The organism is Arenibacter certesii DSM 19833, from assembly GCF_000429545.1.
Lineage (GTDB): Bacteria > Bacteroidota > Bacteroidia > Flavobacteriales > Flavobacteriaceae > Arenibacter > Arenibacter certesii.
Genome location: NZ_AUCB01000033.1, coordinates 23,088 through 42,158, shown reverse-complemented (window position 1 = coordinate 42,158; position 19,071 = coordinate 23,088). Strand labels below are relative to the sequence as shown.

Genomic DNA, 19,071 nt, shown 5'->3' with positions numbered 1-19,071 from the left:
GATGCAGCATCTTAGTTAACCTCTAGCCTAATGATGGATGTTTTAGAGGAAGATGGAATGAAAATTACCATTAGTATGCTGCAGCTTCGCAGAATGGTAAAAGTAGTATTCAATGAAACTATAAATCAGAAAATTAAGCTATATGAAAATTCAAGCCTATTTAGCCTTTAACGGTAATTGCCAAGAAGCATTAAATTTTTACGCCGATTTATTTGAGGCGGATATTATAAACAAACAATCCTATAAGGATAAAAAAATTGACGTTCCTTCTTCTTATCGAGATAAATTGCAACATGCGGAATTAAAGGGGAAAAACATTCATGTTATGGCTTATGATGCCTCTCCTGACACCCCTATTAATCATGGTAATCAGATTCACATGAGTGTAGATATGGATAGTAAGGAAAGTGCTTCGGAGATGTTTGGTGAACTTTCTAAGAGTGGAAGGGTTCATCATAATTTTAGAGAACGGGAGTGGGGGTATTTTGGAAGATGTACGGACAAATTTGGAATTAATTGGATGGTGAATTATAACAATTAAGGAGGTATTTTAATTAATGCTAAATAAAATGTTTCAAGTCCAGTAAAAGAAATAACTATCCCGTAAAAGTTGCTTTTACGGGATAGTTTTTATAATTCAACTTTAATGTGATGTATTATTTGTGGGGTTTACACCTTACTTTGTTATTAGACTATCCTCAATAAAATCTAAATCGTTTAGATTAGGAGAATTCTCTTTAAACATTATATTTTTGGATAGTTCAAATAGGTGGGCTTCGGTTTCAAAGAAATGCATCATATAACCAGCGGTGTTAATAAACATGACTATATCACCCCGTTCTGGTAATTTAGGCAGGGTAATCTTTCTTTTAAGAAGAACATCCCTTTCTAGACAATAGGCTCCAGTAAAATATACCTGTACTTCATCTGAATCTTCAGGGAAATTATGGTAAACGATATAAGGGTCTAACAGAAAATCTGCACTAGAACTCATCATTTGAGACATATTCATTTCAAGTCCCACTAACCATTGCCCTTTGGAATCTTTTTTTCTATGAGCTACTTTGGCGGCTGTAATACCGGTTTGGTTCAGTAATGATCTCCCTGGTTCGATCCTAATTTCAATATTTTCAGATTTTAATCGGTCAGTATTGTTCATATCATTGTTCGAATCCCTATAATCCAAGATTTCATTTAAAAAATCTACCCCATAAATGCTATTGAAAAAGGGGTATGTATTCAGTTTTCCGTTTAACTTCCCATCCACCATTTCATATCCCAATCCAGTACCATTAAACGTAATACTGGCATCTTCATTCTGGACGGACTCTCTTAACTTATAATCAAAATCTATCCATTCTTGCTCATGGGCCAAATAATTCATTAATATTCCTCCACCCATATCAATAAAAGTAATGGGGTACCCATTATGCTTTAATTGGTTAGCAAGAGAAATGCATGATGATAAGGCTAGTGCGCGTTGTTCGGTAGAATAACCATCTAAATGAAAATGCAATCCTGTTAAGTTTAAATTAGCTAACTCTTTATCTTTGCCTACGTGTTTGATTGTGAAAGGGATAACTTCATCTATATCAAATCCAAATCTGCTGTACAGCTTTTGTTTGTTTACATAAAACCCGCTAACCCTAATTCCTACATCCGCCTTAATGCCTAATTTTTTTGCTATGGAATTGATTAGGTTACATTCATCGGAATTATCCAGTATTATGGTAATTTTGTTTTGTAAGGCAAGTTCAATTTGATTGGTTGTCTTAATAGCGGAAGTCAATACTAGGCTTTGGCTATCTCCACCCAGTTCCAAGGATTGCAATAATTCTTTATAGCTTGCTGTGTCTACTCCTATTCCCGATTCTAGAGCATGTTTTACGAGTCCTCTAGATTTATTTGCTTTTCTAGCGTAATAAATCTGATGTCGAAGACCTCGAGATTCGAATACGTTTTTATATTTTTCAATGTTCTTCTCAAAAGAAGAAAGGTTATGCAGGTTTACCGGTGAACCATATTGTGCAATAAGCTGGTTTAATAGCTCCCCATCTTTAAATAGGTTATGCATCCATGCCGACGTTATTGGTGTAAGTCCATCTGTCGCGTTGCCTTTAAAATATTTCATCTGTTTTTATATGTTTACGGCTGTCAAGTTTCAGCCTAATTTCCGTTATAATATTCTTTGCCCATTGGGTAGCAAAATTGTTTCTTTCCCGTGAAAGGGTATCGTTATCAAAAGTTATCCCCTCAGTAGGAGTTCCATAAAAGGCTATATCCTTGTTAATTTTCCCATCCTTACTATAAGGATTTCCCTCCTTGTTTAAATCTATATATCCAGGTTTATAATAACCATTGGTCTTATTGGTATAAGGACGGACAATGCCATTCTCCATTAAATTATAAAACAAACCTCTGTGATCTTCACCTTCTGTGGCTCTAGGTATCCTAGCGTTGATCATATAGGTTACTGTTTCTTTTTTATTGGCGTGATTAAGAACGTGTACTTGTGAATGGGGATCATAGGTACAGCTGGTATTTTTCGCATAGGTAAAGTCAATAATCCCTGCCTCTTGAAGGGCTAATATCTTTTGGACATTCTGTAGGGGAGGACCATAAGCAAGCCTATTAAATAGTCCAAAGTAATACGAATCAAATTTATGCTGTGATGGTGCATCTAGTCCTCCAAAACTATAAATGCTATTAAAAATTGGGCTTATTTGGCGCCAAACTGATACGGCGGACATCAACGGGCTTTTTCCTACACCGAGCTTCGCTTCCTGTATTAGGTTTTTTATATAGTCCGAAATATAATCATGGGTTGGATATTGTTTACTGTGAAATGGATCTTCTAGATACTCCCAAGAAAATGGGGGTAGGTTAGGATATGCTAAATGAAAATGTGCGACTTGTTGCTTAATTTCGGAAAAATCTTCGCTAAAAATTAATTCTTGATTCTTTTCTTCAAACATGGCAGTATAGAAAGCGTAATAACATAACCTTTTTATCTTAGGAAGAACCGTTTTCATAAAACTACAGGGTCTAGCTAAAGTTGCTGGGTTCAAAACTGACTTGATAACCTCTGGGGGGATAATCTGTACATCCTGAGAGCCATTTCTAGGAATCATCGGCAATCCTGTTCTGGAAAATGGATATACTTTTAGAGGTTCCTTTCCGGAGGCTTTATACTTTAGGTAACCATTGGGCAATTCACTAAAGATCCCTCCACGACCTTCTGTAAGAGAAAGTGCCGTATCTATAAAGGTTAGTCCCATTCCTTTGATGGCCACTTTGGATTTTGGTAGTATTTGTCCAAGTTGCTCCACCGGATAGACAAAATGGATATACCCGGTCAATTTTTCCTGATGGGGAGGTTTATCGGTTCTGTACGAATAATGGCCAGTGGTAATTAATACCTTATGAAATTTTAAACTGGAGAGTAGGTCTTCCTCATCCTCGCTTTCCAAGGTATAACCACTATCACTTTTATGTATTTTCGTAATAGTCTTAACGTGCGTGGTAAGCTTCACATTGTTGGGAAGATAGTGGTAAAGTTTTTTAAAACAGTAGGAAAGGTATTTGCCTACCGAGGCTCTTGAGGAAAATAAATTGCGGATATTATTCTCTGGCTTCTCTTCTCTTTTTGATAACCATTGCACATAATCATCTATTTCCGAAGGAAGAAATTGGGGTCCATTGGTGGAATTAAATTTGATATTATGATTGGCGTAATTCATAATGAGATATTCGGGTTGATCTTGCCGATAGATATCCCCAGACCCAAAAAAAGCTGTTCTATTGAATAAATGGATAGAAATTGGGGCTTTAGTATTTGAATTCCTAATCTGCGCCAATAGATTTTCTAAGCCATATAGGCCTTTAGGCCCAAATCCTATGATTCCAATTGTAAGAGGGGCATCATCACCTAATTTTATCTTGTCTCGTTCTACCATCCTCCTATGGGGTATAGTACGTTTTTAACCCCTTCAATTTTCGTAGCTAACCAATCTTTATTATAAATGGTATCTAGATAGCGATCACCCCGATCGCTTAAGAGTAAAACACAATTGCTATTATCTGGAATATGGGCCTCGTATTTTTTAATTGCAGAAATTACTCCCCCTGTAGAACCGCCACAGAGAATTCCCTCTTCTTTTAAAAGAGACCAACAACCCCGCACACAATCTAGGTCGCTCACTTCCATATGATCCCAAAGTTTGGAGGTGTCCAAAAATTGTGAACGCACACTGGCGCCATGACCTGGAATTATTCTTTTTTCGGGAAGACCGCCAAATAGCACACTCCCCTTTGCATCTACGGCAATAATCTTCGTTTCGATATTATTTTCACTTATATAATCTGCACATCCCATAATTGTACCACAAGTACTTACTGCCATAAATAGGTAATCTACCTTGCCGTTAAGAGAATTTAAGATTTCTGTAATGGTGTTTTGGTGGGCAAGTGGATTATTTGGATTACCATATTGATTGGACCAATAGCTATTAGGGATTTGTTTTAGTAGTTGTTGGACTTTTTCTAGTCTGGCAGCTAAATACCCACCCTTTTCATTGGGAGTCTGTACGTACTCTATTTTAGCCCCATAAGTGAGTAATAACTTTTCGGTATGCCGATTGATATGGGGGTCTACAACTACAATCAATTTTAAATTGAAGTAAAGACACGCCTGAGCAAGCCCTAAGGCCATATTGCCTGAACTAGATTCAATAATGGTATGTCCTGGCTGAATTTTTCCATTATTTAGCGCTTCCAGTAAGATAAACATGGAAGTACGATCCTTAACACTTCCGCTGGGGTTGGACAATTCTAACTTTCCATAAACATTATAGGTAGAATTGTTGAAGAGTCTGTTCAGCTTTACTAAGGGCGTATTTCCAATGGTATCAACAATATTATTCGCAATCTTAATCTCTTTTTCTAATGCTATCATTACTAGTATTTTATTAATTAGACCTATGGTACTAGTTGAGGTATATACTTACCTGGAGTGAAAAAGTACCGTCAAATTAAATAAGTAGTTAACCTGTTCCGATATTTTGTTAACCGAAACAACCTCATACCCTTATTATGGCTTATGCGTTACGCTGCTAAACCATTACAGTTATATACTTAGTGCAATTAGGATCGCTGATCTAAATATAAAGAGGTTTTGGTGTGATAGGAATAGAGGTCTATTTTTATTTTCAATGTGCCCAAATCTGTTGAACTCTATATTTTATGATCTATTGAGTTACATTTTAAATCATTAAAGAAGATTTGTCTTTCTGAGGAATAGTAGTTTTATATAAAATTATTGAGATGCAGAACTGGATTTTATATACCTGGCTACAACAATTGAACAAACTATATGCTTATTCGCAACTTCAATATGTTAATGCGGCAATGAGAGCCCAATCCCCTATGTTAAAAAAGTTTTTGGAGGAAAGGGCTTTTGAAAGGCTAGATTTTATAACGGATATAGAATTAACCATTGAAGTGGGAGATGGTGAGTGTAATCATGGTCAGAGGTTAGAAGAGCTTTATCAAAGGCATATAAACTTATATGGTCAAAATGTTTTAAACTGTACTATTTGTAGGGATAGGGATTTTTTAGATACTGACTTCAAAATAATTGAAATTTGTAACCTGCTTCTTTCCAATAAGTTATTACCTAAAATCCGTCATACATTAAGAAACCATCTCCTAAAAGTAGAGTCAGCACGACTTTCAATTTATTATTTAAGAACCCTTTATCCCGAAGGGTAAGTAATAATATGAATAGTCCCATAGTTATCTTTTTGGATTGGAAATTTAATCACTAAGTGAGGTTTGAATGCTCCAACGTTTACTTGCCTGTTCCATTAAGGCGGGTAATAAAATATTAAATTTTTTTCTTCTGATGTCTTATGGTCTACCTTGTCATGGAATAATGTGTAATATAACTTATTAGAAACTGATTGAAATTCCGGCATTTCAATTTGCTTCCTTAATGGTTTAAAAGAAATGTATAATTCTTAGAAGCCTCCAACTATATAACTTATTAGGCCACCTACGTAAAACAGTTAATTTTTAATCCATTACCATTCATCGGAGTGCCTAGATTATTCTACCTTTTTAAAAAAAATAGTTCGAACAATTTAAAAATAGGAAGTAATGAAAAAATATGTTTTAGTTCTTGGTATCTCTTTCGCTCTAATGGCCCAAATTGGGTGTAAATCTAGTAAAGCCACTCAAAATGCACAGAAAAAAGAATCTATGAATATGGCTACAACTAAAGGATCGCAAGCTGCACAATCTTCAAAAGCTTCTGAAAAGGAAGTGGTGGAGGAAGATAATACAACCAATCTAGTTCAAGGGTATAATGGATCAACAGGTTCTAATGTGAATGTAAATTCTGCATCCCTAGAAGTTCCAATAACTACCAAAGAAGATTTTGCTAAAATGTATACAGAGTTAAATATGACTGACAACCAAATTAAACGATTGGAAAGCGCTATTAAAGAATTTGAAGACAAGCAGCGTAACGCTCCTAATGGAAAAATGATGGGTACGATTTCTAGTGAAAGGGAAAGACAATTGAAACAAATTTTATCTGATGAGCAATATTCCTCATATGAACAATGGAAGAAGAATAATTAGGCATTAGGATCATATAACTTTGGTGAAAATCAGTTATAGGTTTTCACCATGGTTATTTGCTTAAATAGCATAGGAGCTATTCCATTAAGAGCTTATTGCTTTAAATATGAGGTGTTTATTGTTGAAAGTCATATAGCTAGCATTGAATTTTAAATTGTAATACTTAATATCATGTAAAGTAGAAATAAAGAATACATGAAGGCGAGCGAAAGCGCTCCGATGCCAACTAAACAAAAAGACGATGCTGGAGTGAGTAATCAAACTACGAATGTACCAAGAACAAGATTTCCTTGGGCGATCATAGCAGTGATTACAGTAATCCTTATAGTAATTGCATTATTGATGTTAATGAGTGGGTAAGCTAAAAAAGTTTCAGTTGTATTAATCTTCTTTAATTGTTTCAATATTGGAATCTATATAACCAAAACCTATATTGATGAGAACTACTAATATGGTTAATATTGCTAGTTCCATAAACATTCCTGTGGCTGCAAGACAACCCGTACCAGCACTACACCAAACAGTGGCAGCAGTAGTAAGTCCCTTAACCTTATTCTCTTTTTGTAATATTACTCCTCCTCCCAAGAACCCGATTCCTATAATAACTTGACTAAGTACCCTAGTAATGTCTACATTTGGTTCTCCTTGATATCTAAGTGATATAAGTACAAATACGGCAGCACCTATAGACACTAACGTATTGGTCTTCAATCCCGCATGTTTGCCTTTAAATTCTCTTTCCAACCCAATTAATAGGCCAGACACCATTGCCACCCCGATTTTTAAGCTGAATTGCAACACTTCGTTATAGGTATCTACTTCTAGCATGGTCTATATTATTAATTTACATATAGTTGTTGTTTACCCATTAAATTAGAGTTTCAGTAAGCGGTTTATAAAAGAATGGTATAGGGTTTGGTATACCCTAAAGATAGAATGGATGCATAATATGTTTGTACTCAATAAAATAGATTTTTAACTTAAAAAGCTAATTGAAATTGTTGTCTCTAACTACTTCTGCGGCTACCATATAGATAAAAAAAACACCCTCACGATTAGGTGAGGGTGCAATAATAATTTGGGATGAAAATTTAGCGACTCCACTCGTCGATTTGATCCTCTAATTCTTCTCTTTTCTTTCCTGTCTTTTCTTGCAGGCGACCCATCATTTCATCAAATTTACCTTCTGTATAGGTAAGGTCATTATCGGTAAGATCACCGTACTTTTGCTTAAACTTACCTTTTACTTGTTTCCATTTTCCTTCTAATTGATCCTTGTTCATAATATTTTAAATTTAAATTAGACCATTAAGGCCTAGTAGGTTAATATTAATTACTTTTAATTATAACCCTAAATTAGGTAGATTGATTCATCTTTATGATTCCAGAAAATTTTACTTTTAACTCAATAACATTTTAACCCACCCAATAAGATGTGAAGGCTTCAAGAAATGCCTGTCCCTTTCCATTCAAGCAGAGGAGAGAATGATATTCAGAGTATCAAATCAAGGCCAATTTTATATGTCCTGCTTTTAAATATGTTAGATCTGTCTTTGTTTACAGCTATTAATATTATGGTGCTGTGAATTTTGATGATTAACTATTATCTATAGATTGAAACACCTTTTTTACCAATCATTTTTTGTGCTAATTTTGGGAAGGAAACAATAGGATGTTGTTTCTTATAATATGAATTTAAACTTACAAAGGGAAAGTTTCATTCTCATAAAATTTAAGTGTCTGTAGCGATAATCTCCCGAGCTAATTTCTCACTTGCCGAAAGTGAAAATACACTTTTGGTTTTCCGGAACGGATTGGGATTGGGTATGGTTTTTTCGTCAATTTTTTTGAAAATAGTGGGATGTACGTAATAATTTCTGCAAACACTTGGTGTATTGCCTAATTCCGAGGCCACCATTTTAATAACGATATTGCTAAACTTCTTTCTACCTCCTTTTTTTTGGTCATTCAGGGCTATAGGATAAAATTCAACCGCTAAGCGATTTGCTGCCCAAGTTCTAAAATCTTTGCTGCTATATTCGGAAGACATATACATTCCTATGTAAGAATTAACATCATCACTGTCCACATCATGGTAGTTGCCATTACTATCTCGGTACCTAAAAATTTCATAGCCCGGAAGATCGGCGGCCTTAGTTATAAATGGAACCAATTCTGGATGATTAATATAAACTTCCTGTTCCTGATTGCTCTTACCCTTAAAAGAAAGAAGCAGTCCATCATCTTCAATGGATAAGTGTTTTCTTCTTAAGGTGGTCAATCCATAAGAATCGTTTTGTTTTTTATACTCTTTATTGCCAATTCTGATCCCGTACTCGTCTAAGAGCAATATAATTAAAGCAATGAGTTTGTTTTTACTCCAACCCTTAGCGTATAGATCTTTATATGCTCTTTTACGGATTTTTGTCAAGTTACTAGAAAACGCGATCATTCGTTTGAACTTTTCTTCTTGCTGTTGCTTTTCAAAAACGGAGTGATAAATATATTGTTTCCTGTTTTTGGCATCCCTTCCAATTGCTTGGATATGACCATCATTAAAACGACATATTTGAACGTCTGTCCACATAGGAGGGATTACCAGGTTACGCAATCTTTTTAGTGATTTTTTGTCAGAAATTCTATTCCCGTGTTCATCATAAAAGCAATAGCCCCTACCACGTTTCTTCCTAGAAATAACCATTGCGGAATCATCAATTTCTTTAACCTGATTTCTTTTGTTTGCCATGACTTTTCTTTTAAGAAACATATTATACGCTTTCCTTAGGCGTTTTTAATGGGTTGGAAATCACCTTGTATATTTCCTTATTAAAGTTAAATAGTTAACAAGAGTGGATGCCCTTAAAAAAATAATATTTTAATCCTAAAGGAAGATTCTAAATTGTTGGAGACATTTAAGACTATAGCCTATCTGTCAGTGAATATTTTAAGGTAATTAAATCATGTGGGTAGGTCTAGGTTGATCTATCCATAAAAAAAAGGTTCCAATACAAAATTTATTGGAACCTTTTTTATGATTAAAGAAGTGTTTTAAACACTTCTTCCCGTTACTAATTTGTAAACGATTAGTATTACAGCTACTACTAATAGAAGATGTATAATACCTCCAATATCGGGGAAAACGGTAAAACCTACTAACCAGCCAATAATTAAAATTGCTACGATAATCCATACTATTTCTCTCATAATGTTTCGAATTTTGGTTTATATTTAAGGTTAATTTTAAAGGAACTAATTCCCTCTTATTGTATATATTTTAATTTCTATTTGATTTACATTTAAGTGTTGAATAACAAAGGTTACTATTTTTAGACAGGGATATTATCCACCTTATCCATTCTATCCCAATTTCGATGTTTTGCAATAGCTTCAATAAATTCCTTGGTTGTACCATTGATAAGTACCGCCTTATCTGCTTTAAAGTCCTTGCCAAATGTTCTATCCAATAGTTGTTCGCCTTCATTATCAACTGCAATCGCTTTACAGTGTTTTAGTGCTTCGTTTATAAACTTTATGAATTTGGCGTGTTTTATAAGTTCATTGACCGATTTATTTCCTCCGGGGATATATACGGCATCATAGAGCACACTCTCGGTGGTAGTTATGGAGGCGTCAATTTTATATTCCTTATTGGAATCGCTTTTAACTGTTCCTCCTGTAGGAGCTATCAATTTAATTTGCGCTTTCTCTTTTTGTATTGCCGATTTCATATCACTAAAGTCGGATTCGCTAAAACCATCCGATACCAATACTGCTATTTGTCTGGTTGCTATACTCTTAAACTTTGTATTGGCCTGACTTAATGCAGCGGACTTGTCCAAGTAATTTATCTTGGGGCCGGGTTGAAAATCTTCTACATTACTATCAGCTCCAATTGCCTGATTGATAGGTTGTTCTATGCTTTCAGGTATCGCAATTCCTAAATTTGCCGAGACAGTTTCCGCCAAGTCCTCATCTATTTGTTGTATTAACCATAGCATACGCTGTACTATATGGGTATGCGTACACTTTCCCAATTCAAAAGAATAGGCATCTGCTACGTGTTTTTGTTCCCATGGGGCTAAACTGCGGTAGAAGAGGGCAGGCTGAGAAAAGTGATCGCTAAAACTTTTACTTCGGGTCCTTATCTTTTTGGCATCAATACGTTCTTCATAGGAGGAGAATCCGCCTTCTGATATTTTAGATAAAAACGGACATCCGCCACCCAATGTATTAGGAAAATAGGCGGTTTGCCCTTTAGGGATATTCATCTGCATTTGGCCGTCTCGCTGGTTATGATGAGCATCTACCACTGGCTGATTAATGGGAATTTGATGGAAATTAGGGCTTCCTAAGCGCGAAAGTTGGGTATCGCGATATGAAAATAACCTACCTTGTAACAATGGATCGTTTGAAAAATCTATTCCAGGGACAATATTTCCCGGAAGGAAGGCTACCTGCTCCGTTTCTGCGAAAAAATTCTCTGGATTCCGATTTAGGGTCATTTTACCAATAATCTTAACGGGAACCATTTCCTCGGGAATAAGTTTTGTGGGGTCTAGTAGGTCAAATTCAAATTTATGTTCGTCTTCTTCAGGGATAATTTGAACTCCAAATTCCCATTGAGGAAATTCACCCGAATCAATTGCGTCCCATAAATCTCTTCTGTGAAAATCCGAATCGGCACCACTTATTTTTACTGCCTCATCCCATGTTACAGAATGCACACCCAACACCGGTTTCCAATGAAATCTTACAAAATGGGATTCACCTGATTTATTGATCAAGCGATAGGTATGAATCCCAAAGCCTTCCATCATTCTTAAGCTCCTGGGAATAGCTCTATCACTCATAACCCATATTTGGTTGTGCAGTGTTTCTGTGGCCAAACTAACAAAATCATAAAAAGTATCATGGGCAGACGCGGCCTGGGGAATCTCTTTATTAGGTTCTGGTTTTACGGAATGCACCAAATCTGGGAATTTCATGGCATCCTGTATAAAGAATATGGGCATATTATTGCCCACTAAATCCCATGTCCCTTCTTGGGTATAGAATTTAACGGCAAAACCCCTAACGTCTCTAGCCAAATCAGTAGATCCTTTGGAACCCGCAACAGTAGAAAACCTTGCGAAAACAGGAGTTTTACGATTGGTATCGGTGAGAATTCCGGCTTTTGAAAATTGCTCGATACTTTCAGTTAGTTCAAAATACCCGTGTGCTCCACTACCTCTTGCATGAACAATACGCTCTGGAATTCGCTCATGATCAAAACTGGTTATTTTCTCTCTTAGAATGAAATCCTCAAGTAAGCTTGCACCTCTAGATCCAGATTTTAAGGAATTATTGGTATCGTTTACCTTTAGACCTTGGCGAGTGGTTAATGGCTGATTTTCTCCATCCACCGTATGTCTCTTTAATCTCTTTATTTTATCATTCTCACTTTTCTCCATGGTCAAAAATGTTTTTGCTAATAGACTTCCTTAAAATTTTTTATAAAAATACATGCTCTTCCGCTCTCCTACGATCTTAATTGAATCAATAATTGCCGTTAATGAATATTATTTGCAATTTTTTTGACGACAACATAGCTAGTTTGCTTTTATAGTGCATATTTGACAATGATTGAGACAGTTGGTAATAGTATAAACAGGAGTCAAGAACCGTACTAACTATGTATTTAGGTTTTATAACAAAGTTTTCAAGGATGGTGCGTGTAATGAAACCTACCATTCTTCTATTTCTTTACGTACTTCACTTATGGAAATCCCTCTCACTTCAGCTATTTTTTCCACAACTCTTTCAAAACCACCAGCCTCAAAGTAGAGGTCTTCTAAATTTATTTCCTTATGTTTTTTTAAATATTCTTCTTGAATATCGTTCCATTTCTCTCGTGGAGTATCATATTGATTTAAATTTCGAGGCTCTTTATTATTAATGTTATCATTTTCTAGGTCGTCTGGGAAATCTTTTTTCTGCTTAGTCATATTGTAATTATTTACTTCATGGTTATATTATCTATTTTCTGCTGAGGTCCATTTTTTTAATGGCATCACCACAGCTCACAAAGAATTCTTTTATCTCTTCTTTCTGATCTTTTAATGCTATCGTAGGATCTATTTTATTCACAGCTCTATGGACTCTTTCTGTTTCTTTAGAAAGGTCTGGAAACTTTTGCACCTGTAATTGGGTAATAACCTCGCTTACCTCTTTACCCGCACTGTTAATATGAATTATAAGGTTAGACGCCGTTGTGTTATTCCTTATGGTTAGGGAGCTTTCTTTTAAAGTTTCGAGCTTATCGTCCATTTTTAGATGGTATTCTAGGGCAGTTGTTCTAACCATATTAATTAATTGGACCATTACACTTCTGGTATAATTAGGGTCCGATCCTAATTGCTGCCTATCTCCTAAGAGAGAAAGATATATTGCTGTTTCTTCTGCAGATTTAGAAAATTGGGAATTATTATTTTCTTTAATCTCTTTTTTTAGGGATACATCCGACACTACGGCAGGCATAGTACTCTCTTTATTCATTTTATCCGTTGTAAAAGCCATGTATGCAACAAGTAACAACACCACTAATAAAAGTACAGACCATGTCCACACTGGTATTTTGGTGGACGATTTAATTTTCGCCATTGTTTTAATTTTTTTGAAGGATAAAATCCGATACAATTTCTAGAGTTTGGTTATACGGTAACTTTTAAGCCGAATGAAAATTACATTGCATACAGTGAAACTAACCTCTTATTTTTAAAAGGGCTAATCCTATCCATTCTATAATTACCCTAATAAATTACTAGGTGAATTTTAATATGTTACCTATTTATTAATTAAGTGGATTTGAACGCTCCAACAATTGCTTGCCCTGTCCGTTCAGGTATGCTTCAAATAGTATAGGGTAGTGAACGTTAAATGGCATACGGCTTGCCTTAAAGTACTTAACTATATCAGCACCAGGGTAAAAGGGTAAAAGACGATTTAGGATAAAGACTCAATTTTTTAGAACTAGGATTTCTATTCTTTAAGGGAACAAACTCCGAAACTGCGGTATAGTGGTAAAGGTGTATGTAATGGAAATTAAAATGCTATAAAAATGCGATACGGTTAATCAATCTTCAGTTAGAGGTATTTAAACCTGTTATAACAAGTTATATTTATTACCTGATAAAACACTTCCTAGTTGCACTGTCCTTTTTTTGAATTTAGTGTAATGACGAGCTGTTTTAGACGTACAGATTTATAGGTGTTTTGTAAGGACCTTATTGATTTGTTGGCTTGGATTAATATAAATACTAACTTGTTTAATTGAATTGCTTTTGGTTGCTAAAAAACTATTGATATTTCTGGCCGACGATGACCAGGATGATAGGATGCTCTTTTTGGAAGCAATTGATGAGATTTTGCTTGAAACAGAGACAAAAACCTTTGACAATGGGGTTGATTTGATGGCGAAATTATTGGAAAATGATGCGCCACTACCTGATTTGATATTTCTAGATTTAAATATGCCGTTGATGACAGGGGAGGAGTGTCTCGTAGATATCCGTAATGAGCCCCGACTTGCTGAAATACCTATTATAATATATTCGGGATATATGGATTATGATAAAATTAATTTACTTCGAAAAAAAGGAGCAAATAAATATTTACAAAAACCATCTTCTTTTAAAAGCCTTCAGGGATTAATAGAGCAAGGAATATTATCCATTTACAAGTCGGAATTTGAACAAGCCTATATAATTAAAGAAGATAGGGATTAAGAGGTCTAACCAATGTCCATTAGCCTCTGAGTAGGTTTAGTAAATTGTATTGTAGGTGATTATAGGAGTGGAATGTAGTTTTCCGGGTCATAAATGTAATACAAAAATAGAAGTTATGAAGTTGGATAAATACACAAAGCGGGCTATAATTGGTGGATTCATTAGCATGATGGTCATCGCTTTAGGAACTATCATGTTAGGAAGATTAAGTGGTTATGAAGCTAAAGAATTAATAAAAAGTTCTTTAGATGGAATGAATACACTGTGTAATACAATAGCATTGGCCTCGGCAACTATTTTGGCTTTGCTTTTAACCTTGTTGAGTCTTAGTTCAAGCTCTAGGTCGGAGCTTAAAATGGAGTTTTATAAAGATGTGCTTCGGATTGCTAAACTAGATACTATAATTTTTATTGCTGCTGTTATAACTTTCCTGTTGTTTAATTTACCCATTACCGAATCGGATAATGTGCCCAATAATTGGTTTAATATTCTTTATTACCTCTCCTTAGGGGTTTCCAGCGTATTAAGTGCTGCCTTAATAGTTGTTGTACTCTTACTGTATAATACCGTAGTGAACTTAATTCAAATAGTAGGAATGGGAGTTGCTGATCATCCATTGGCTGCTGATGAGAATGACCTAGAACGGAAAAAAGAGTAGAAATAAAGTTCTACATTCATATTTAAAAAAAAGTGCTTCTCTACATTAAGAATAATCAGACTTAATTAATAATGGATTAGAAGGATGGCGCCTCAATTCTGCAAAATTAAAGTTTCAGTTGTATGATCTATAAGTTATCCCTTTGTCCACATAACCAAATTTACGGGAAAATGGGTTTTATACTCCATGATCGATATCGATAATAATATATTCTTTTGAATGCATCAAATCTTTATTTTGCTCCTAAATTTATCATCAATACTTTTTGAGTATTACACCTTTAAAATTTGTAATTATGGATAAAAAAATTATTGACAAAAAACAAGGAGTTGAGGATACTGAATTGCTTAAGGAAGAAAAAGATCCAAAACAGAACTATATTTTTCAGAAAACCAACATCACTAAAACTGGATTTATCATTATCCTGGTTGCATTAATCCTTATAGTTATTGGAATTACTATTTCCGGAGCATTTTTCGGTTCTGACGTCCAAAATCCTTAAAGTGTTAAATTTATAAGGATCTTCTTTAGGTTTTAGAATTGTATATCATTTGTTGGGAGTAGATGGGTTTAATTCTTGCTCTACAGCAAGTGACGCGTCTCCTTCGGTCCCGTATTCTATTTTGTAAATGCGTACAACAACTAAAAATAAACTAATTAATAAGGGTCCGAATATTAATCCTATAAACCCGAAAAGCGGGATTCCTATAATAACTCCAATTAGCGTTATTAAGGGATGTACATCGTCTAATTTCTGTAGTACAAACAATCTAATAATATTATCAGTAAGGCCGATGACTACTATTCCATAAATTAAAATTCCCCATGCCTGAAAATCATTTCCGTTAGACATCGCAAGAATAAAGACTGGGATGGTACCAAGAAAGCTTCCGATAAATGGAACCATAGATCCAATGGTTACAATCACCGCCCAGAAAATTGGGCTCTCTATACCAAAAATGTAAAAGCCTATTAATGCAATTATACCTTGTGCAATGGCTACCAAAGGTATTCCAATAGCATTGGCGCGAACCATTTCACGGGTTTCAACGCCTATAATTTTTAGATTGTGTGATTTTATGGGTATATAGGCGTAGAGTGCTTCACGTAGTTCCCTTCGGTTCGTAAGCATATAGTACAAGAAAAAATACATAATGGTAATCGCCATAAACATGTCAAATGTGCCCCCAGCAAAGCCTTGTAGATTTTCGGATAACCATTTAGAAATTGCAGATACATCTATCTGTGAGGAAATATCGTACCCTAATCGGTCTTCCCAAATTTGTAATTCCGATTTAAAAGCTTCCACTACCCTTTCGGAATTGGCCACTGTTTTTCCTATTTTATTGCCCAACATCATTATGGCGCCAGCAACCGGAACAAGGATTACTAAAAAGGAAGCAAGCATTAGAGTTCCAGCTGCTAAATTTCTATTCCAACCTCGGTTCACCAAATAGGCCATTGGCCTTTTTATAAGCACATAAATGGTTATGGCCCCAAGCACACCGGATAGGTAAGGCAACATCTCCACAAAAATAAGGCCTCCTAAAAAGGTAATCATTAATAATACTACGAGTTGCCTAATAGTTTTTGAGCTGATCCCATCCATATATTAAAATTTATATAAAATAATAAAACTCATTATCCAAAGGGTGGTTGCCTTCTTTTCTGACTAATGATGCTGTAAAAGTAAGTTGAGTTTAATAAATTCTTAACGTTTTTCAAAAATAACTTAATGTTAATGCTTTTTGCTTAAGTAGGGGCTAATAAAACTTTTTAGATTTTAAAGTGAATTTAATAATTAATTATTGAAGACTCTTATAAAACAAAAATCATGCAATTCCTCTATTTTCTACCACCAATATTAATGAACTAATCATTTGCGGTAACCATTAGTTTGATATAGTCAACTGCATTGCAATGTATAATCTAATTTTAATTAAGGAATAATACTTGAACGCTAAAGCTGGAACGTCACAAATAACCTAAAAGTATGAAATCTAATAAACCGTGAACAATGGCAGAAATAAAAATTAAAAAGAAAAGCCCTATATGGCCCTGGATTGTAGTCTTGGTAATAATAATTTCAGTAATCGTATATTTATTCGTTTATTCTGATAACGTTAATATAGAGGATGATAAACCACATATCGGACATGATGAACAGATAGAGAATAGTACAGGTGAGTGTACTGAAGATGATGTATTAAATGGAAATTTAATGTATTTCTATACGAATAAGAAAACAATGATTTCCTAAATCTTAAAAGTGTAACACTATGAAAACTAATGAAAAACATTTGTATTATTTAAGTGAGTTGTCGGATTATAAAGTAGATCCTAATTATACCAACGTGCATGGTTGGCCAGTTAAGGACGCTGCTTTAAGAACCATTGGCACGGTAACCAATCTTTTAGTAAATAAAAAAACTGAGCGGGTAGTTTATTTAGATGTAGAGGTTGACGCATCTATAATTGATGCCAACCATGATCCTTATAGGAGGTCTGCCAATTTGGAAACTCGCGAATATATTAATGAGGAGGGGGAGAATCATATAATTATTCCCATTGGTTTGGTAGATATTGACACGGTAAAAAAACACGTGTTCACAGAAATTATAGATCACCAAACTTTTGCTGAAACTAAGCGAATTAGACCCAATACAATAATTGAGAAGGATTATGAGAGTGATGTGCTCAATTCTTTCCGAAGGCGATATGTGGAAGAACCTGCAGTCGGGACAGATAATAGCTTCTTAGATGGCATAGATGAAGACCAAGTGCCTATCCTTAAAAATGGTAAGGAAGATATTCCTATAGATAAATTTGATTGGTACGACGCCGGAAATGAAGCTATTGAACCTCCATTAGAATCCGAAGAAAAAGATTTTTACCGTCACAAGCAATTTGATGATTCTAAGTTTCAAAATAGATAAATAGGTGAAAGGGTCTCATCAGGGTACCGCTTTTATCAAATACTTGTTAGATTATCTCCCCTCCATAAAAATGCCGTTGTACGTTATTTTAGTTATAGTCAATATATATAATAAATATTATGGACACTTTAAAAGTGAAAGGAGTTTTAGAAACCGCTCTCTATGTTTCTAATTTACAGGTTTCAATAGACTTTTATAAAGCTATTTTCAATATTGACATTCTTATAGAAAACCAAAGTTTTTGTGCTTTAAATATATTTAACAAACAAGTTCTGCTTCTTTTTCAAAAAGGTTCAGCAAGCCAAGGCAGTAGTAGTTCTGGGGGCATCATTCCACCACATGATGGATTTGGAAATCTGCATCTCGCGTTTTGTATTTCGGAAATTGACCTTTTTCCGTGGAAGGAATGGTTAACTAAAAATAAGGTTGAGATTGAAAGTGAATATAAATGGGAACGCGGGGGGACAAGCCTTTATTTCCGTGACCCCGACAATCATTTATTGGAATTGGCTACACCTGGGTTGTGGACCATTTATTAAATAGTAACCACAACTAAGTTTTGAATCAAGATAAATCGTTTCTGAAATGTGATGAATCTTATTAATCCTTTGTTATGAAAAATTCAAATTATACTAACTTTATTTTAATGTTAATATGCTCAGCCATATCTATGTATATAACCATGTATTTTAATACGTATGAATTCAGTCATGTATATTTTAGCTGGACAAGAATGTACATGACCTTAATAGGGATAGGGGGAATGGCAATTATTATGCTGTTATTTATGTTGAATATGTATCCTAATAGAATGAAAAACACAAGCATAATTTTGGGAAGTATTCTACTGATGTTTTTGTCTACTTATTTGGTTCGCCAACAAAGTCCGATCAACGATATAAAATGGATGAAGGCGATGATACCTCATCATTCCATTGCTATTCTTACTAGTGGTCGTGCCAACATACAAGATCCAGAGGTGAAACAGTTGGCGGAGCAGATTATTAAAGCACAGGAAAAGGAGATAGCTGAAATGAAAAAAATGATTAAGCGATTAGAAAATAAATAAAAA

General features: G+C 34.8%; 21 protein-coding genes. 10 read left to right on the top strand and 11 right to left on the bottom strand.

Annotated features, from left to right (window positions below; genetic code table 11):
* Positions 1-142: 142 nt before the first annotated feature.
* Complete coding sequence (locus G466_RS0114955) at positions 143-541, top strand: VOC family protein (RefSeq protein ID WP_026814391.1); 399 nt, start codon at positions 143-145, stop codon at positions 539-541.
* A gap of 135 nt (positions 542-676) precedes the next feature.
* On the opposite strand, the gene G466_RS0114950 is transcribed toward G466_RS0114955, so the two are convergent.
* From G466_RS0114950 to sbnA, 3 genes are read right to left on the bottom strand one after another with little or no spacing between them, the layout of a single operon-like run.
* Complete coding sequence (locus tag G466_RS0114950) at positions 677-2,131, bottom strand: alanine racemase (RefSeq protein ID WP_026814390.1); 1,455 nt, start codon at positions 2,129-2,131, stop codon at positions 677-679.
* Entirely contained in the window at positions 2,118-3,956 is a 1,839-nt protein-coding gene (locus G466_RS22190; RefSeq protein ID WP_051315698.1) for an FAD/NAD(P)-binding protein, read from the bottom strand. The genes G466_RS0114950 and G466_RS22190 overlap by 14 nt, the downstream gene beginning before the upstream one ends.
* A complete protein-coding gene (gene sbnA / locus G466_RS0114940) occupies positions 3,950-4,954 on the bottom strand; it encodes a 2,3-diaminopropionate biosynthesis protein SbnA (protein ID WP_026814389.1) in 1,005 nt (334 codons plus the stop codon). The genes G466_RS22190 and sbnA overlap by 7 nt, the downstream gene beginning before the upstream one ends.
* A 368-nt stretch (positions 4,955-5,322) precedes the next feature.
* Between sbnA and G466_RS0114935 the strand changes: the two genes are divergently transcribed.
* Together G466_RS0114935 and G466_RS0114930 are read left to right on the top strand one after the other, a co-directional pair.
* Positions 5,323-5,769, top strand: coding sequence for a hypothetical protein (locus G466_RS0114935; RefSeq protein WP_026814388.1), 447 nt, complete (start codon positions 5,323-5,325; stop codon positions 5,767-5,769).
* Positions 5,770-6,156: 387 nt separating this feature from the next.
* A complete protein-coding gene (locus G466_RS0114930; RefSeq protein WP_026814387.1) occupies positions 6,157-6,642 on the top strand; it encodes a hypothetical protein in 486 nt (161 codons plus the stop codon).
* Between the two features lie 381 nt (positions 6,643-7,023).
* On the opposite strand, the gene G466_RS0114920 is transcribed toward G466_RS0114930, so the two are convergent.
* From G466_RS0114920 to G466_RS0114890, 7 genes are all read right to left on the bottom strand, one after another.
* Complete coding sequence (locus tag G466_RS0114920) at positions 7,024-7,470, bottom strand: MgtC/SapB family protein (RefSeq protein WP_026814386.1); 447 nt, start codon at positions 7,468-7,470, stop codon at positions 7,024-7,026.
* Between the two features lie 263 nt (positions 7,471-7,733).
* Complete coding sequence (locus G466_RS0114915; RefSeq protein ID WP_026814385.1) at positions 7,734-7,925, bottom strand: CsbD family protein; 192 nt, start codon at positions 7,923-7,925, stop codon at positions 7,734-7,736.
* A gap of 449 nt (positions 7,926-8,374) precedes the next feature.
* The gene (locus tag G466_RS0114910; RefSeq protein ID WP_229797230.1) at positions 8,375-9,388 is read right to left on the bottom strand and encodes a DNA topoisomerase IB; all 1,014 of its coding nucleotides are present in this window, start codon (positions 9,386-9,388) and stop codon (positions 8,375-8,377) included.
* A gap of 302 nt (positions 9,389-9,690) precedes the next feature.
* A complete protein-coding gene (locus tag G466_RS23915; protein WP_026814383.1) occupies positions 9,691-9,846 on the bottom strand; it encodes a lmo0937 family membrane protein in 156 nt (51 codons plus the stop codon).
* 122 nt (positions 9,847-9,968) lie between these two features.
* The gene (locus G466_RS0114900) at positions 9,969-12,092 is read right to left on the bottom strand and encodes a catalase (RefSeq protein WP_026814382.1); all 2,124 of its coding nucleotides are present in this window, start codon (positions 12,090-12,092) and stop codon (positions 9,969-9,971) included.
* A gap of 273 nt (positions 12,093-12,365) precedes the next feature.
* Complete coding sequence (locus G466_RS0114895) at positions 12,366-12,626, bottom strand: hypothetical protein (protein ID WP_026814381.1); 261 nt, start codon at positions 12,624-12,626, stop codon at positions 12,366-12,368.
* A gap of 31 nt (positions 12,627-12,657) precedes the next feature.
* Positions 12,658-13,281, bottom strand: coding sequence for a hypothetical protein (locus tag G466_RS0114890; protein WP_157373915.1), 624 nt, complete (start codon positions 13,279-13,281; stop codon positions 12,658-12,660).
* A gap of 680 nt (positions 13,282-13,961) precedes the next feature.
* Between G466_RS0114890 and G466_RS0114880 the strand changes: the two genes are divergently transcribed.
* The 3 genes from G466_RS0114880 to G466_RS0114870 all read left to right on the top strand — a co-directional run bounded on the left by G466_RS0114880 (position 13,962) and on the right by G466_RS0114870 (position 15,565).
* Positions 13,962-14,405, top strand: coding sequence for a response regulator (locus tag G466_RS0114880; RefSeq protein WP_026814379.1), 444 nt, complete (start codon positions 13,962-13,964; stop codon positions 14,403-14,405).
* Between the two features lie 115 nt (positions 14,406-14,520).
* Positions 14,521-15,063, top strand: coding sequence for a hypothetical protein (locus tag G466_RS0114875; protein WP_034235833.1), 543 nt, complete (start codon positions 14,521-14,523; stop codon positions 15,061-15,063).
* Between the two features lie 295 nt (positions 15,064-15,358).
* A complete protein-coding gene (locus G466_RS0114870; RefSeq protein ID WP_026814377.1) occupies positions 15,359-15,565 on the top strand; it encodes a hypothetical protein in 207 nt (68 codons plus the stop codon).
* Positions 15,566-15,610: 45 nt separating this feature from the next.
* On the opposite strand, the gene G466_RS0114865 is transcribed toward G466_RS0114870, so the two are convergent.
* Positions 15,611-16,672 carry an AI-2E family transporter gene (locus tag G466_RS0114865; protein ID WP_026814376.1) on the bottom strand — a complete coding sequence of 354 codons (1,062 nt, stop codon included), beginning with the start codon at positions 16,670-16,672 and terminating at the stop codon, positions 15,611-15,613.
* Positions 16,673-17,080: 408 nt separating this feature from the next.
* On the opposite strand from G466_RS0114865, the gene G466_RS22185 reads away from it, so the two are divergent.
* From G466_RS22185 to G466_RS0114845, 4 genes are all read left to right on the top strand, one after another.
* Complete coding sequence (locus tag G466_RS22185) at positions 17,081-17,323, top strand: hypothetical protein (protein ID WP_034235830.1); 243 nt, start codon at positions 17,081-17,083, stop codon at positions 17,321-17,323.
* Between the two features lie 19 nt (positions 17,324-17,342).
* Positions 17,343-17,999, top strand: coding sequence for a PRC-barrel domain-containing protein (locus G466_RS22180; RefSeq protein ID WP_051315696.1), 657 nt, complete (start codon positions 17,343-17,345; stop codon positions 17,997-17,999).
* Between the two features lie 119 nt (positions 18,000-18,118).
* Positions 18,119-18,538, top strand: a complete 420-nt coding sequence (locus G466_RS0114850) for a VOC family protein (protein ID WP_034235827.1) — start codon at positions 18,119-18,121, stop codon at positions 18,536-18,538.
* A gap of 74 nt (positions 18,539-18,612) precedes the next feature.
* Positions 18,613-19,068 carry a DUF305 domain-containing protein gene (locus G466_RS0114845; protein ID WP_026814374.1) on the top strand — a complete coding sequence of 152 codons (456 nt, stop codon included), beginning with the start codon at positions 18,613-18,615 and terminating at the stop codon, positions 19,066-19,068.
* Positions 19,069-19,071: the final 3 nt, after the last annotated feature.